We start from the raw sequence: 14,879 nt of genomic DNA on the forward strand, positions 1-14,879 counted from the left end.
GCGGGGGGCGGCGGCGGGGGGGGGCGGGGGGCCCCGCGGGGGGGGGGGGGGCGCCCCCGGGGGGGGGGGCCCCCCCCCCGCACGGGCGGTGCTGCCTACTCCTGCTTCTTGCGGCGGCTGCCGAAGACGATCTCGTCCCAGCTGGGCACGGTCGCGCGGCGGCCGGGGCGGACGCCGTCGGCCTCGGCCTGCCGGTCGGTGGTGCCGACGAGCCGGTCGCGGTGCGGGGCGACCGCGCGGGGCATCAGGATGTCCGCGTACGCCGATCCGGCGCCGACCTGGGCGGCGGGGGCGGCCGGGGCGGCCGGTTCCTCGGCCACCTCGGGTTCCTCGGCGACGACCGGCTCGGGCGCCGGGCCGATGGCCAGGTCGCCGCGGTAGGCGGGCACCACGTCGAGCAGGCTGGTGAGCGAGTCGCGGTTCTCGGCCGTGGCCTCGCGCGCCTCGCGGACCTCCCGCGACGACATGATCCGGTCGGCCGAGGGCCGCTCGATCATCGGGCGGGCCGGCCGGTCCTGGGGGAGCCGGGCGATCCGCGGGATGAACGGGAAGACCGAGTCCTCGTCGCGTTCGACGCTCTCGCCGATCAGTGCGCGGGCCTCGTCGTCGGTCGGCTGGACCAGGCGGCGCGGCGGGTCGTACGTCCAGCACGCCCGGCGGTGCTCGCCGTCGGCGCGGTAGACGAGCACGATCTCCCAGGTGCCGTCGTCGCGGCGCCAGGAGTCCCACTGCTCGGTGTCCTTCTCGGCGGCGCGCAGGGTCAGGCGTTCGGAGACGGCCTCGCCCAGCTGGGGGCCGGTCGACTCGCCGTGCCGGCGGATCGCGGTCTTGCGGGCGCGTTCGGCCATGAAGGCGCGCTCGGCGAGCACGGGGCCCTCGAAGCGCCGGACGCGGTCGACGGAGATGCCCGCGGCCTGTGCGACCTCCTCCGCGGAGGCACCGGCTCGTATCCGGGCCTGGATGTCGCGGGGGCGGAGGTGGCTCTCGACCTCGATCTCGATCTGGCCGAGGCGGGGCCGGTCGCCGCGGACGGCGGCGCGCAGCCGCTCGTCGATGGGGAGGGTGTACTCCGTGCTGTCGGCAGCCTTGAGCACCAGCCGTGTGCCGTCGTTGCTGACGGCCACGACGCGCAGTTCGGGCACGGTTACCTCCCGGGTGGTGCCTGCCGACGTCACCTGCGTCGCTGCTCCCGTACTGAGTGTGGCCTGCCCGCCTGCGACTGGCCACAACCTTGCAGAGTTACCCGGCGTGTCGGGCTTCGAACCCGGTACGCCGTTGTGGCACGGTTGCCTGTTCGCCACGTCGCCGGTCGACGTCGCGTCCGGGCCCTAGGGCCGCTGTCAGACGGGCAGTCAACAGGATCACCGAAGGCTCAGGCCCCACGAACAGTACTCCATTCGTGGCATCCGGCGGGGCGGCTCGCCGCTCAAGTCTCCCGTGATTCACCGGAATCTCAAGAGCGGGCGCACCGGAGCGGGCGGGTCGATCGCCGAACGGTGATCATCTTCACATATATCGACCGCCCGGCACCGGAACGCCCCCCTCGTGTCCCGTTGTGTACCCAATGGGTTGAATTGTCCTCATTTCGGGTGCCCCGGCGGCGGGCTGACGCGGGTTCAGGCCCCCAGCACCCGGCGCAGGTGGTCGTTGGCGAAGACCCGGTCCGGGTCGACCTTGTCGCGCAGCGCGGTGAAGTCGCCGAAGTGCGGGTAGACGTCCGCCAGGTACGCGGCGTCGCGGGTGTGCAGCTTCCCCCAGTGCGGGCGGCCCCGGTACGCCGTCATGAGCCGCTCGACCTCGGTGAAGTAGCCGGGGTCCGTCGTGCCCCGGTAGAGGTGGACGGCGATGTAGACGCTGTCCCGGCCGTTCGCGGTGGACATCCACAGGTCGTCGGCCGGGGCCACCCGCACCTCCACGGGGAAGCTGATCCGCCAGTCGGACCGCTCCACGAGGGCCTTCAGCTCCCGCAGCACGGCGGTGCCGGCCTCGCGCGGCACGGCGTACTCCATCTCGGTGAAGCGCACCCGCCGCGGGCTGGTGAACACCTTGTACGCGGTGTCGGTGTACGTCCGCTCCGACCAGGCGCGCCCGGCGACCTGCGCGATCGAGGGGATCGCCGCGGGGATGCGGCGGCCCACCCGGCAGGCGCCCTCCCACACGGTGTTCGACAGGAAGTCGTCCTCCAGCCACGCCTTGAACCGCGGCAGCGGCGCGGCCGGGCCCTGGCTGCGGTTGTTGCGCTTGGTGGTGCACAGGTCCGTGTGCGGGAACCAGTAGAACTCGAAGTGCTCGTTGACCGCCGTCAGGTCGTCGAACTCCGCGAGCACCGCGTCGAACGTCATCGGCTTCTCGTGCGCGGTGAGCAGGAAGGCCGGCTCGACGCCGAAGGTGATCGCGCTGACCACGCCGAGCGCGCCGAGACCCAGCCGGGCGCCGTGGAAGAGCTCGGGGTTCTCGGTGGGGGAGCAGTGCTGCACGCTGCCGTCCGCGAGCACGATCTCCAGCGCCCGGATCTGCGCCGCGAGCGAGCCCGACTCGCGGCCGGTGCCGTGCGTGCCGGTGCTCGTCGCGCCGGCCACGGTCTGCACCTCGATGTCGCCCATGTTGGTGAGCGAGAGCCCGGCGGCGGCGAGCAGCCGGTTCAGCCGGTCCAGGGTGAGGCCGGACTCGACCGTGACCGTGCCCGCCTCGCGGTCCAGCTCGCGGACGGCGGTGAGCGCGTCGGGCCGGACGAGCACCGCGTCGCCCGCCGAGGCGATCGCGGTGAAGGAGTGGCCCGAGCCGACGGCCTTCACCCGCTGCCCCCGCTCGGCGGCCCGGCGCACCGTCTCGCCGATCTCCTCGGCCGAGGACGGGACGGCGACCCGGGCGGGCCGGGCGCTCTGGTTGCCGGCCCAGTTGCTCCAGGTGCCGGGGGTGGTGCCGTGGGGCATGCGGGGTGCCTCCTGCTCACGAAACTACCGTCAAGTAGGGGGAGCGTAGTCACTCGGTTCCCGCTGGTCCATGCCTGTCGGGGGAGCCCGTTCCCCGACGCGGCGCCCTCAGGGGCCGGTGCTGCTGGCGACCGGCTCCGGCTCGGGGCTGCGGAGGCCGCTGCGCAGCCTCGGCAGGCCGCCGACGGCGGTGACCACGGCGAACAGCGCCGCGGAGACCGGCACCCAGTACGCGGTGGCGCTGCCCGCGCCGTCGACCACCCAGCCCGCCGTGGAGGAGCCGAGCGCCACGCCGAGGGCGAGCCCGGTCGTGGTCCACGTCATGCCCTCGGTGAGCTGCGCGGCCGGGACGAGCCGTTCGACCAGCGCCATCGCCGTGATCATCGTGGGGGAGATGGAGAGCCCGGCCAGGAACAGCGCCGCGCCGATGCCGGCCAGGCCGGCCGTGCCGTCCAGCAGGGCCGCCACGAGCACCAGCGGCAGCATGCCGGCGGCCATCGCCGCCACCCCGCCGAGGAACCGCCCGGCCATCGACCCCTTCGGCCGCAGCGCGCCGAACACGACCCCGGCCAGGCAGGAGCCCAGGGCGTACACCGCGAGCACCAGGCTGGACGCGGCGGTGTGGCCCTGGTCCTCCGCGAACGCGACCGTGACCACCTCGACCGAGCCGAAGATCGCACCGGTGGCCACGAAGGTCACCACCAGCACCTGCAGGCCGGCCGAGCGGATCGCCGAACCGCCCGCCCGGTGGGCCGCCGGGTGCACCGGCGGCTCGGTACGGCGCTGCGCGGTGAACAGCACCACGCCGACCAGCAGGAACACCGCCGCCAGCGCGACCCCGGCCTCCGGGAACACCGCCGTGGCGAGGCCGATCGACAGGATCGGCCCGACGATGAAGCACACCTCGTCCATGACGGCCTCGAAGGAGTACGCGGTGTGCAGCCGCTCCGGCCGGTCGCGGTAGAGGTGCGCCCAGCGGGCCCGCACCATCGAACCGGTGCTCGGCATCACGCCCATCCCGACCGCGCACACGAACAGCGTCCAGTCCGGCGCCCCCAGCCGGGCGCAGGCCAGCAGCGCGGTCGCGGCCGCCAGCGTGAGCGCGGTCGCGGGGAGGGTCACCCGGCGCTGCCCGTGCCGGTCGACCAGGCGCGAGACCTGCGGCCCCAGGGCGGCGGCGGAGAGCGCGAGCACCGCGGAGACGGCGCCCGCGATGCCGTACGAGCCGCGCAGCTGGGAGAGCATGGTGACGATGCCGATGCCCGTCATCGAGATGGGCAGCCGGGAGACGAACCCGCTGGCGGAGAAGGCCAGGCTGCCGGGTGCGGCGAAGATCTGGCGGTAACTGGACAGCACTGGTGCTCCGCGGGTCGGTAAGGAACGTCAATCGTATGGACAGCTTACGAACCTCCAGCTTACGAACCGCCCCGGCCTCCCCACGACGACATTTCGCCCCGAACGGCCGCCCGCCGCCTGCGCCCCCGCACCGGGTGGCAGGATCGGATCCATGCCCGACTCGCACACCTCCACCGACCACACCCCCTACGACGCGCTGCTGCTGCTCTCCTTCGGCGGCCCGGAGGGACCGGAGGACGTCGTCCCGTTCCTGGAGAACGTCACCCGGGGCCGCGGCATCCCCAAGGAGCGCCTGGCCGAGGTCGGCCGCCACTACTTCCTCTTCGACGGGGTCAGCCCGATCAACGAGCAGAACCGCGAGCTGCTCGCCGCACTCCGCAAGGACTTCGCCGAGCACGGACTCGACCTGCCGGTCTACTGGGGCAACCGGAACTGGGCCCCCTACCTGACCGACACCCTGCGGGAGATCGCCGCCGACGGCCACCGCCGCGTGCTCACCCTCGCCACCAGCGCGTACGCCGGGTACTCCGGCTGCCGCCAGTACCGCGAGAACCTCGCCGACGCCCTGCGGACCCTCGACGCCGAGGGCCTGCCCGCACTGCGCGTCGACAAGCTCCGGCACTTCTACAACCACCCCGGCTTCGTCGGACCGATGACCGACGCGACCCTCGCCGCGCTCACCGGGATCCCCGCCGCCGTCCGCGACGGCGCCCGCCTCGTCTTCACCACGCACTCCGTCCCCGTCGCCATGGCCGACACCTCCGGCGCCCCCGACGACCCGGCCCGCGGCCACGACGGCGGCGCGTACGTCGCCCAGCACCTCGCCGTCGCCCGGCTCGTCGCCGACGCCGTCGCGGACGCCACCGGCGTCGCCGACCGCCCCTGGGAGCTCGTCTACCAGAGCCGCAGCGGCGCCCCGCACACCCCGTGGCTGGAGCCCGACGTCTGCGACCGCCTCGAAGAGCTGCACGCCTCCGGCACGCCCGCCGCCGTCCTGGTGCCGATCGGCTTCGTCTCCGACCACATGGAGGTCCGCTACGACCTCGACACCGAGGCCGTGGCCAAGGCCGCCGGACTCGGCCTGCCGCTCACCCGCGCCGCCACCGTCGGGACCGACCCCCGCTTCACCGCGGCCGTCCGCGACCTCGTCCTGGAGCGCGCCGCCACCGAGCGCGGCGCCGTGGTGGACCGCTGCGCCCTGGGCGCCCTCGGACCGAGCCACGACGTCTGCGCCGTCGCCTGCTGCCCCAACCCCCGGGCGCCGCGGCCCGCCGCCGCCGAGCAGTGACCCGGCCACCGGCCCGTCCGCCCGTCCGCACCCCAGGAGGAACCAGCGTGCCCGCACCCGACGCGTCCGAGACCCTGCTCGCCGACCTGCTCGCCGTCGCCGTCGAGGCCGCCCGCGCGGCCGGCACGCTGCTCCTCGACGGCCGCCCCGCCGACCTCGGCGTCGCCGCCACGAAGAGCAGCCCCGTCGACGTCGTGACGGAGATGGACCTCGCCTCCGAGAAGCTCGTCCAGGAACTCATCGCCACCCGCCGCCCCGACGACGGCTACCTCGGCGAGGAGGGCACCGAACGCCCCGGCACCTCCGGGGTGCGCTGGGTCGTCGACCCGCTCGACGGCACCGTCAACTACCTGTACGGACTACCCTCCTGGGGTGTCAGCGTGGCCGCCGAACTCGACGGCGAGGCCGTCGTCGGCGTCGTCGCCGTACCCGCCCGCGGGGAGCTCTTCCACGCCGTCCGCGGCGGCGGCGCCCACCTCGACGGCCGCCCGGCGGCCGTCCGCCCGGCACCGCCGTGGGGGCAGGCCCTGGTGGCGACCGGCTTCAACTACGTCCGAACCGTCCGCGTCCACCAGGCGGAGGTCCTGCTGGCACTGATGCCCGAGGTGCGGGACATCCGCCGGGCGGGCGCCGCCGCCGTCGACCTGTGCGACCTCGCGGCCGGCCGGATCGACGCCTTCTACGAGCGCGGCCTCAAGCCCTGGGACCACGCGGCGGGCCTGCTGATCGCCCACGAGGCCGGCGCACTCTCCGGCGGCCGTCCGGGACGGCCCGCCGACGGCGAACTCACCGTCGCCGGGGTGCCCGGGATCCTCGAACCCCTCCGGGCCCGCCTCGACGCCCTCGGCGCCTGGCACGACTGAGCCCGCGACCGGCCCTCGCCCGCCCCGCAGACGCCGACGGGCCCGCAGGCCCCCCGGGCGGGGGTCTGCGGGCCCGGGCAGCGAAGGGGCCCTGGCACACGGACGGTGCCAGGGCTCGCTGATGGGTCCTGCGATGCTGCTGATGTCACGGGCCCCGCCGGAGCGGGACGGACGGTGCCGGGCCTGCTCCCGGGTCAGGCGGCCGAACGGTGCATCTCGTGCACCGGATCGACGCCGTGCTCGGCGGCCAGCCGGCGCAGGTCCTCGAGCTCGGACTGCTCGACCTCGGCCAGGAACTCGTCCCCGGACTCGAGAGCGCGGTGGAGATCCTGCTCCGCGTTCTGTATGCGCTGCAGGATTCCGGTGGTGAAGGCGTCCATACGGCCCCCTTGCTGTGTCGGACGGGCACGGATCCGCGTGCTCCCCGGTCGGCGGTCCTGTCACGGAACGTGCCACGGCGGGGCGGTGCTGGTTCCCGGGGTGGGCGCGGAGACGGCTCGTCGGCCGCTCCCGGTGACATCGATCCCCCGAACCGGTGCGGATGAACACACGGCGGGTGGGTGCGATCCGCGCACGGCGCGATCGCGGTGTGAGCTTGTCCTCCCCAGCCCCGCCGCAGGGAAACCTCCCCCGGGAGGAAAAGGCGGAAAAGTTGCCCGTGTCACAGTCCAAACGGAGCGCGGCCCACCGGCTCGGCCGCCCGCCGCGGCCGCTCCCGGCACGTCACCGCCGGTCGGCGGGGGTCGAGCCCGCCGGGGCACCCCCGCTTACTGCTGCTTTACCCGGGGACCAGGCAGGATGGAGGCACCGTCGGAGCCCGGCCCCCGGGCCCGCTCCGCGTCCGGCGCACCACGGCTCGCCCGGGCGGAGCACGGCGGGCCGCTCCTGAGGAAGGGACAACCACCGTGCGGGTACTCGTCGTCGAGGACGAGCAGCTGCTCGCCGAGGCCGTGGCCACCGGGCTGCGCCGCGAGGCCATGGCCGTCGACGTGGTGTACGACGGGGAGGCCGCCCTGCAGCGCATCGCCGTCAACGACTACGACGTCGTCGTCCTCGACCGCGACCTCCCGCTGGTCCACGGCGACGACGTCTGCCGCAAGGTCGTCGAGCAGGGCCTGGCCACCCGCGTGATCATGCTGACCGCGTCCGGCGACATCAGCGACCGGGTCGAGGGGCTGGAGATCGGCGCCGACGACTACCTGCCCAAGCCGTTCGCCTTCAGCGAACTCGTCGCCCGCGTACGCGCCCTGGGCCGCCGCGCCACCGTCCCGCTGCCACCGGTGCTGGAACGCGCCGGCATCAGCCTCGACCCCGGCCGCCGCGAGGTGCTCCGCGACGGCCGGACCGTCCAGCTGGCTCCCAAGGAGTTCGCCGTCCTGGAGGTGCTGATGCGCGCCGGAGGCGCCGTCGTCTCCGCCGAACAGCTCCTGGAGAAGGCGTGGGACGAGCACACCGACCCGTTCACCAACGTCGTCCGGGTCACCGTGATGACCCTGCGCCGCAAGCTCGGCGACCCCGCCGTCATCGTCACCGTGCCCGGCTCCGGCTACCGCATCTGACCCGGCACCCCGGACCGACCCGCAGCACCCGAGAGGACAGGCCATGACCACCCCGCCCCCCGCCGGCGGGGCCCCCGGCGCGCCCGCCGGCGGCCCGGGCCAGGTGCCCCCGCGCCCTGCCCGCCCGCCGCTGGGCACCACCACCTCCACGCCGAGGGCCACCACGGAGTACCAGCCCGGCGACGGCCTCTTCGCGTGGTTCTCGCTCCGCCCCACCGTCCGGATCCGCCTCACGCTGCTCTACGGCGGCATGTTCCTGATGGCCGGCGTCGTCCTGCTGCTGCTGATGTACTACTTCGTCCGCGAGGCCATGCAGAACGCCACCCTGCCCTCGCTCCGCCTCGGCCCCGGGGTCACCATCACCACCCCCGACGGCACGGTCATCACCACCCAGGCCGACCTCACCCGGTGGCTCGACCACTACCAGGACGCCGAGGCCGAGCGCTCGCTCAACCTGCTGCTCCGCAAGGCCCTCACCGCGCTGATCTGCCTGGCCGTGATCGCCTTCGTCGCCGGCTACGCCATGGCCGGCCGGGTGCTGCGGCCGCTCGGCCGGATCACCCGCACCGCCCGCGAGGTGGCCGGCTCCGACCTGCACCGCCGCATCCAGCTCGACGGCCCCGACGACGAGCTCAAGGAGCTCGCCGACACCTTCGACGACATGCTCGACCGGCTCGACCGGTCCTTCGACTCGCAGCGCCGCTTCGTCGCCAACGCCTCGCACGAACTGCGCACCCCGCTGGCGATCAACCGGACCCTGCTGGAGGTCCAGCTCTCCGACCCGGCGGCCTCCGCCGACCTCCAGCAGCTCGGCAAGACGCTGCTCGCCACCAACGAGCGCAGCGAGCAGCTGGTGGAGGGCCTGCTGCTGCTCGCGCGCAGCGACAACGAGATCATCGACCGGCGGCCGGTCGAGCTGTCCGAGGTGGCGCTGCGCGCCCTGGAGCAGCTCCGCCCGGAGGCGTCCGGCCGGGAGGTCGACCTGCGGCCCGAGCTCAACCCGGTGACCGTCTCGGGCAACGGCATCCTGCTGGAGCGGATCGCGCTGAACCTGCTGCAGAACGCGGTGCGCTACAACAGCCCCGACGGCTGGGTGGAGATCTCCACCGCACCGGCCCCGGGCGGGGTCGGCGAGCTGACCGTCTCGAACACCGGCCCGGTCGTGCCCGGCTACGAGATGGAGCACATCTTCGAGCCGTTCCGCCGGGTGAAGGGTGCGGACCGCACGCGCAGCGACAAGGGCGTGGGCCTCGGCCTGTCCATCGTCCGGTCCGTCGTGCGGGCCCACGGGGGCACCATCGAGGCCGCCCCGCGCCCCGGTGGCGGCCTGACCGTCCGGGTGCGGATCCCCGGCCCCTGAGGCCGCCCTGCGCCCCCTCCCCGGCCGGGCCGGCCCCGCCGCCCGGCGCCGCTCCGTGCGCTGACCATCACCGACCGCGAACACCCGCCCCTGCCGCCGTGTCAGAACGACATAAGCGCTGGCAGGGGCGGCTTGTCTTTTGCTGCCGGAACAACTTACGGTGTCGTAACCTACGCATCCGTAAGTGAGTCGGTCCCGGACCCCGCGACAGGTCGGCCCGGGGTCCGCGTCCCGCTCGTCCAGCCCCCTCCGGGCCACCGCCCCGATCCGTTCCCGACACCGTCCGCGCGCCGCCCCGGCGCTCGTGCCCGATGCGCCGGACGCCGCCCAAGGAGCACCAGCCATGACCACCGCACCCGTGCAGCGCACCGCCTCGCCCGTGTCGACCGCCTGGACCGACGCCAAGCTGATCATGGCGCTGGAAGAGGTCGTGGAGACCGAGCTGGACCGTCACCTCAAGGTCGCCAAGGAGTGGATGCCGCACGAGTACGTGCCGTGGGGCCAGGGGCGCGACTTCGACGGCGTGCTCGGCGGCGAGGCGTGGTCGCTGGAGCAGTCCAAGGTCACCCCGCTGGCCCGGGTCTCGCTGGTGGTCAACCTGCTCACCGAGGACAACCTCCCGAGCTACCACCACGAGATCGCGACGATGTTCGGCCGCGAGGGCGCCTGGGGCACATGGGTGCACCGCTGGACGGCGGAGGAGGGCCGGCACGGCATAGCCATCCGCGACTACCTGCTCGCCACCCGGGCCGTCGACCCGGTGGAGCTGGAGCGGGCCCGCATGACGCACATGGCGGAGGGCTTCGAGTCGGACAACTCGCACAGCATGCTGCACTCCGTCGCGTACGTGGCCTTCCAGGAACTCGCCACCCGCATCTCGCACCGGAACACCGGCCACCACTCCGGCGACCCGCTCTGCGACCAGCTGCTGGCGAAGATCGCCAACGACGAGAACCTCCACATGGTCTTCTACCGGAACCTCCTCCGGGCGGCCCTGGAGATCGCGCCGGACGAGGCGATGAACGCCATCACCGAGGTCGTCACCGACTTCCGGATGCCTGGCCACGGCATGCCCGGCTTCGAGCGCTCGGCGGCCCAGATCGCCATCGGCGGCGTGTACAACCTGCGGATCCACCTCGACGACGTCCTGCAGCCCGTGCTCCGCAACCTGAAGGTCATGGAGACCACCGGGCTGGGTGCGTCCGGCCAGGCCGCGCAGGACCGCCTCGGCGTCTTCCTGGACGGCCTCGACGCGCAGGCCACGAAGTTCGACGAGCGGCAGGCCGCGCTGCTCGCGCGCCGCGCCGCCAACGCCGCCCGGAAGTGATCCGGGCCCGTCCTGCCCCGCTGCGGCGGGTGTTCGGGGCGGGCCGGATTGTCGTGATTTTTCGGAAAAGTTGGGGGTGTGAGGAGGCTCACACCGTGCTGCCCGACACGTTCGGCCGACGCCGTTCGACCGCGGACGCGCCGTCGCCGGCGGTGGCGCAGGGTGACGGCCGCCGAAGTTCACCGATTTGTCGATCTGGCGCCAAATAGCCTGCAGTTGAGGTGATTTGGCCGCCGGGGTGCCGGGGTCCGGCTACCTTCGGTAGCTGCCCGGTTCGGGATTCGCGCCCATACGGGTGAGGCCCGGTCAGGGTGTCCGAACGCCATTCGGTCACCCCAACGGGTCCGAAACCGGGTGTCGATTGAGTAACGGGGCTTGAAGTAAGGCAAAATCTCCGCCTCGGGTCGGGCACAAGACCGGCCCCCCATGCGTTACGTGCGCTGGAGATACCCGCACACACCCAAAGGGGGAGAGCGAAACATGGCAACGGACTACGACACCCCACGTAAGACCGATGACGACCTCAACGAGGACAGCATCGAGGAACTGAAGGCGCGCCGGAACGAGAAGACGACCGGTTCGGTCGACATCGACGAGTTCGACGCGGCGGAGGGCCTTGAGCTGCCCGGGGCAGACCTCTCGAACGAGGAGCTGTCGGTCAGGGTGCTGCCGCGCCAGGCCGACGAGTTCACCTGCATGAGCTGCTTCCTGGTGCACCACCGCAGCCAGCTGTACAGCGAGAAGAACGGCTCGCCGATCTGCCGGGACTGCGGCGCCTGAGCACCGTGGGGAACGGCCGGGCCCGACGCCTCACCGTCGGCCCGGCAGGTCAATCCCGCCGGCCCTGGGCAGCAGGGCCGGAGGCTGACGCGGACCCTACGGGGTGCCGCACCCGCAGGGGTCAGGCCTGCGACACGAGGAGCATGGGGACGGTCCGCAGCCGCGGAGCCGTCCCTCCTCCGTCTCCGGGCCCGGACGCCCGCCCGCCACCGCCCGCTTTCTCCCGCCTTCGCCCGCCTTCTCCCGCCGTGATGCCGGTGCGACCGGGGGGACGCCGCCGCCCGTCTCCGTCCGGCTCGGCCCCGGGAGACGGAGAAGGGCCCGGGCAGCGGCCGTACGGCCTGCCACGGGCCCTCCAGGGGGCGTCAGGGGGTCAGCGCTGGGTGCCCCGGCGGGAGCCCTGCAGCGCGTCGGCCAGTTTCTGCGGCGAACGCGTCGAGAGGTACAGGTACGGCGTGGGGTCGGCCGGGTCGGTGACCTCCACCCGCAGCGCGGTGGGGACGTAGCTCCGCAGCAGCATGAAGGCGCGCGGATCGGCCTTCACCGAGCGCCAGGCGACCGCCTCGGACGGGTTGAGGACCTCGACGCCGCCCAGGGCGTCGACCGGGATCCGGGCCTGGCCCGCGACGAGCGACCCCTGCACCACCCTGATCCGGGCCGAGCCGTAGCTGCTGAGGGCCGCCGCGGTCGCGGCGATGCCGACGACCAGTCCGATCAGCGCACCGAGGGCGCTGAAGCGCAGCAGGACCAGGGCGAACGAGAACCCGGTGGCGAGGGTGAGCAGCCACCAGGACCGGGGCACGGTGAGGCGTTCGTCGTACATGCCCCCATTGTGGGCGGCGCGGCCGCGGGCTCCGGCCGCGACCCCTCCTCAACCGTTGCTACCGGCAGGTAAGGTCCCCGCTGTGACCGGATCCATCGCCTCCGCCCCGACGCCCGGCAGCGCCGGCGACGACCCCGCGGCCCGCCCCGCCGCGCTCCTGCCCACCACGCCGCCGCCCGGCGCGGTCCTGCCGCCCCGGGCCCCGGGGGCGCCCGCCCCCGGGACGGTGCTCGACCCGCACTACGACCTCTGCTTCGGCTGCGGCCCCGACCACCCGCAGGGACTGCGGCTGACCGCGGTGGCCGGCGAGGGCCTCACCGTCGACTCGCGGTTCACCGTCCGGGAGGTCCACCAGGGCGCGCCCGGCCTCGCCCACGGCGGCGTGCTGACCACGGCGATGGACGAGGCGCTCGGCACGCTGAGCTGGCTGCTGCACGCCCCGGCGGTGACCGGCCGGCTGGAGACCGACTTCGTCCGCCCGGTGCCGGTCGACGCCGACCTCCACATCCACGCCCGGGTGACCGGCGTGCACGGGCGCAAGGTCTACAGCGCGGCCGAGGGCCGCATCGGAGGCCCCGACGGGCCGGTGGCGGTCAGGGCCCAGGCACTCTTCGTCCAGGTGAAGCTGGAACACTTCACCACGCACGGTCGTCCGGAGGACATCAAGCAGGCCCTGGACGACCCGGATCTGTTCAAGCGCGCCCGAGCCTTCGAGGTGAACCCGTGACCAGCACTGCCCGTCCGCCGGTGGACATCCTGATCAGGCGGATCGATCCGGAGCTCCCGCTCCCCGGCTACGAGCACCCGGGCGACGCCGGCGCGGACCTCCGCACCACCGTCGACGCCGAGCTCGCACCCGGCGAGCGGGCGGTTCTTCCCACCGGTGTCGCCATTGCGCTGCCGGACGGTTACGCGGCGTTCGTGCATCCACGATCCGGGCTCGCAGCTCGTTGCGGAGTTGCCCTCGTGAACGCCCCGGGGACGGTCGATGCCGGGTACCGTGGTGAGATCAAGGTGATCGTCGTCAATCTGGACCCGCGCGAAGGTGTCAGCTTCCGTCGAGGGGACCGTATCGCCCAGCTGGTCGTCCAGCAGGTCGAGAGAGCGCGGTTCCACGAGGTGGCCGAGCTGCCCGGCTCCGCGCGAGCCGAGGGCGGGTTCGGGTCGACCGGCGGCCACGCCGCGGTCTAGCATGCCCGCGGTCTCGCAGTAGCCGAGCAGGTATTCACTTCGGTCCCCGGGTCTCAGCCCCGGACCGGGAAGGACAGTGACCGTGTTCCGTCGTCGCCAGAAGAGCGAGGACGCTGTCGAGCAGCTCGCCGAGGACGCCATCAGCGCCGACGAGACGGCCGATGACGTCGAAGGTTCCGCCGAGAGCGAGAACGACACCGAGCTGGACCCGACGGAGCGGGTCGGCCTGCCGCCGGCCCCGCGCCCGGACGGTCCGTGGGACATCTCGGAGCTCGAGAAGCCCGAGGAGGGCCGCGTGGACCTCGGGGGCCTGCTCGTCCCCGGGGTCGAGGGCATGGAGCTCCGGGTCGAGGTGGCCGGGGACGCGATCGTCGCCGCCACCCTGGTCCTCGGCAACAGCGCGATCCAGCTCCAGGCATTCGCCGCACCGAAGTCCGAGGGCATCTGGGGCGAGGTCCGCGACGAGATCGCGAACGGCATCACCCAGCAGGGCGGCCTCGTGGAGGAGGAGGAGGGCACGCTCGGGTGGCACCTGCGCGCCCAGGTCCCCGTCCAGCTTCCCGACGGCACCCAGGGCGTGCAGCTCGTCCGCTTCGTCGGCTGTGACGGGCCGCGCTGGTTCCTGCGGGGTGTGATCTCCGGCCAGGCCGCGGTCCAGCCCGAGATGGCCGGCATCCTTGAGCAGGTCTTCCAGCAGACGGTCGTCGTGCGCGGTGAGACGCCGATGGCGCCGCGCGACCCGATCGTGCTGAAGCTCCCCGAGGACGCCCAGATGGTGGCCGACGGTGCGCCCGCCGAGGGCGACCCGCGTTACGGCGGGGCCTCTCTCGACCCGTTCGCCCGTGGCCCGGAGATCACCGAGGTCCACTGAAACGCCGGCATCGCCTCCGCCGGGCCGCCGCCCGGCGGAGGCGATTTGCTTGCGGGGGTCCGGTCCCCGTACAGTTCCGGAGTCGCACCGAGAGGGGCGGCAAAAGCGAGTCGGAGAGAAAACGCCCGGTGAAACGGGCCGGAAATACTCTGATAAGCTGGGAACACGAAAGAGCGAAACGCCCGGAGGGTCCGCTGGAAGGCGGTCCGAAGGAAGTGTCCGTTCCTTGAGAACTCAACAGCGTGCCAAAAGTCAACGCCAGATATGTTGACATCCCCGGCCTCAGGGTTTCCTGGGGTTGGAGATTCCTTTTGTAGTACATAAACACAGCGAGGACGCAGTGCGCGGGACTTCCTATTCCGGGGGTTGCCGTGCCGCTCTGCGCGGGTGTGAACCCGATTACGGGTCATCATTCACGGAGAGTTTGATCCTGGCTCAGGACGAACGCTGGCGGCGTGCTTAACACATGCAAGTCGAACGGTGAAGCCCTTCGGGGTGGATCAGTGGCGAACGGGTGAGTAACACGTG

At 73.1% G+C, this 14,879-nt stretch carries 14 protein-coding genes and 1 rRNA gene; 10 read left to right on the forward strand and 5 right to left on the reverse strand.

Going from position 1 to position 14,879, the window contains the following annotated elements; translation table 11 throughout:
- Positions 1-95 precede the first annotated feature (95 nt).
- From sepH to SNE206_RS23005, 3 genes are all read right to left on the reverse strand, one after another.
- Entirely contained in the window at positions 96-1,175 is a 1,080-nt protein-coding gene (gene sepH, locus SNE206_RS22995; RefSeq protein ID WP_407915372.1) for a septation protein SepH, read from the reverse strand.
- Between the two features lie 441 nt (positions 1,176-1,616).
- Positions 1,617-2,933, reverse strand: a complete 1,317-nt coding sequence (locus tag SNE206_RS23000; protein WP_407915373.1) for a D-arabinono-1,4-lactone oxidase — start codon at positions 2,931-2,933, stop codon at positions 1,617-1,619.
- A 108-nt stretch (positions 2,934-3,041) separates the two neighbouring features.
- Positions 3,042-4,289: an MFS transporter gene (locus SNE206_RS23005; protein WP_407915374.1), complete on the reverse strand. Its 1,248-nt coding sequence runs from the start codon at positions 4,287-4,289 to the stop codon at positions 3,042-3,044.
- A gap of 151 nt (positions 4,290-4,440) precedes the next feature.
- Between SNE206_RS23005 and SNE206_RS23010 the strand changes: the two genes are divergently transcribed.
- Together SNE206_RS23010 and SNE206_RS23015 are read left to right on the forward strand one after the other, a co-directional pair.
- Complete coding sequence (locus tag SNE206_RS23010; RefSeq protein ID WP_407915375.1) at positions 4,441-5,577, forward strand: ferrochelatase; 1,137 nt, start codon at positions 4,441-4,443, stop codon at positions 5,575-5,577.
- 47 nt (positions 5,578-5,624) lie between these two features.
- Positions 5,625-6,440: an inositol monophosphatase family protein gene (locus tag SNE206_RS23015; RefSeq protein WP_407915376.1), complete on the forward strand. Its 816-nt coding sequence runs from the start codon at positions 5,625-5,627 to the stop codon at positions 6,438-6,440.
- A gap of 194 nt (positions 6,441-6,634) precedes the next feature.
- Here SNE206_RS23015 and SNE206_RS23020 read toward each other — a convergent pair whose 3' ends face one another.
- On the reverse strand, positions 6,635-6,820 hold the full coding sequence (locus tag SNE206_RS23020) for a hypothetical protein (protein ID WP_405011295.1): 186 nt from the start codon (positions 6,818-6,820) through the stop codon (positions 6,635-6,637).
- A 525-nt stretch (positions 6,821-7,345) separates the two neighbouring features.
- Between SNE206_RS23020 and SNE206_RS23025 the strand changes: the two genes are divergently transcribed.
- The 4 genes from SNE206_RS23025 (at position 7,346) to SNE206_RS23040 (ending at position 11,466) form a co-directional block, all read left to right on the forward strand.
- On the forward strand, positions 7,346-7,999 hold the full coding sequence (locus tag SNE206_RS23025; RefSeq protein WP_405011294.1) for a response regulator transcription factor: 654 nt from the start codon (positions 7,346-7,348) through the stop codon (positions 7,997-7,999).
- A gap of 43 nt (positions 8,000-8,042) precedes the next feature.
- On the forward strand, positions 8,043-9,359 hold the full coding sequence (locus tag SNE206_RS23030; protein ID WP_407915377.1) for a sensor histidine kinase: 1,317 nt from the start codon (positions 8,043-8,045) through the stop codon (positions 9,357-9,359).
- Between the two features lie 343 nt (positions 9,360-9,702).
- Positions 9,703-10,686 (forward strand): acyl-ACP desaturase, encoded by a 984-nt coding sequence (locus tag SNE206_RS23035; protein WP_407915378.1) that lies wholly within the window; start codon positions 9,703-9,705, stop codon positions 10,684-10,686.
- A gap of 480 nt (positions 10,687-11,166) precedes the next feature.
- The gene (locus SNE206_RS23040; RefSeq protein ID WP_407915379.1) at positions 11,167-11,466 is read left to right on the forward strand and encodes a DUF4193 domain-containing protein; all 300 of its coding nucleotides are present in this window, start codon (positions 11,167-11,169) and stop codon (positions 11,464-11,466) included.
- A 373-nt stretch (positions 11,467-11,839) separates the two neighbouring features.
- Here the strand turns inward: SNE206_RS23040 and SNE206_RS23045 are convergent, their stop codons facing one another.
- Positions 11,840-12,289 (reverse strand): DUF3093 domain-containing protein, encoded by a 450-nt coding sequence (locus tag SNE206_RS23045; protein WP_407915380.1) that lies wholly within the window; start codon positions 12,287-12,289, stop codon positions 11,840-11,842.
- 157 nt (positions 12,290-12,446) lie between these two features.
- On the opposite strand from SNE206_RS23045, the gene SNE206_RS23050 reads away from it, so the two are divergent.
- The 4 genes from SNE206_RS23050 to SNE206_RS23065 form a co-directional block, all read left to right on the forward strand.
- Positions 12,447-13,016 carry a PaaI family thioesterase gene (locus SNE206_RS23050; RefSeq protein ID WP_407915382.1) on the forward strand — a complete coding sequence of 190 codons (570 nt, stop codon included), beginning with the start codon at positions 12,447-12,449 and terminating at the stop codon, positions 13,014-13,016.
- Positions 13,013-13,480 (forward strand): dUTP diphosphatase, encoded by a 468-nt coding sequence (gene dut, locus SNE206_RS23055; RefSeq protein WP_405011290.1) that lies wholly within the window; start codon positions 13,013-13,015, stop codon positions 13,478-13,480. The genes SNE206_RS23050 and dut overlap by 4 nt, the downstream gene beginning before the upstream one ends.
- An 82-nt stretch (positions 13,481-13,562) precedes the next feature.
- Positions 13,563-14,351, forward strand: coding sequence for a DUF3710 domain-containing protein (locus SNE206_RS23060; protein ID WP_407915381.1), 789 nt, complete (start codon positions 13,563-13,565; stop codon positions 14,349-14,351).
- Positions 14,352-14,763: 412 nt separating this feature from the next.
- A 16S ribosomal RNA gene (locus SNE206_RS23065) occupies positions 14,764-14,879 on the forward strand; the annotation flags it as partial.

The organism is Kitasatospora sp. NE20-6 (assembly GCF_045862635.1).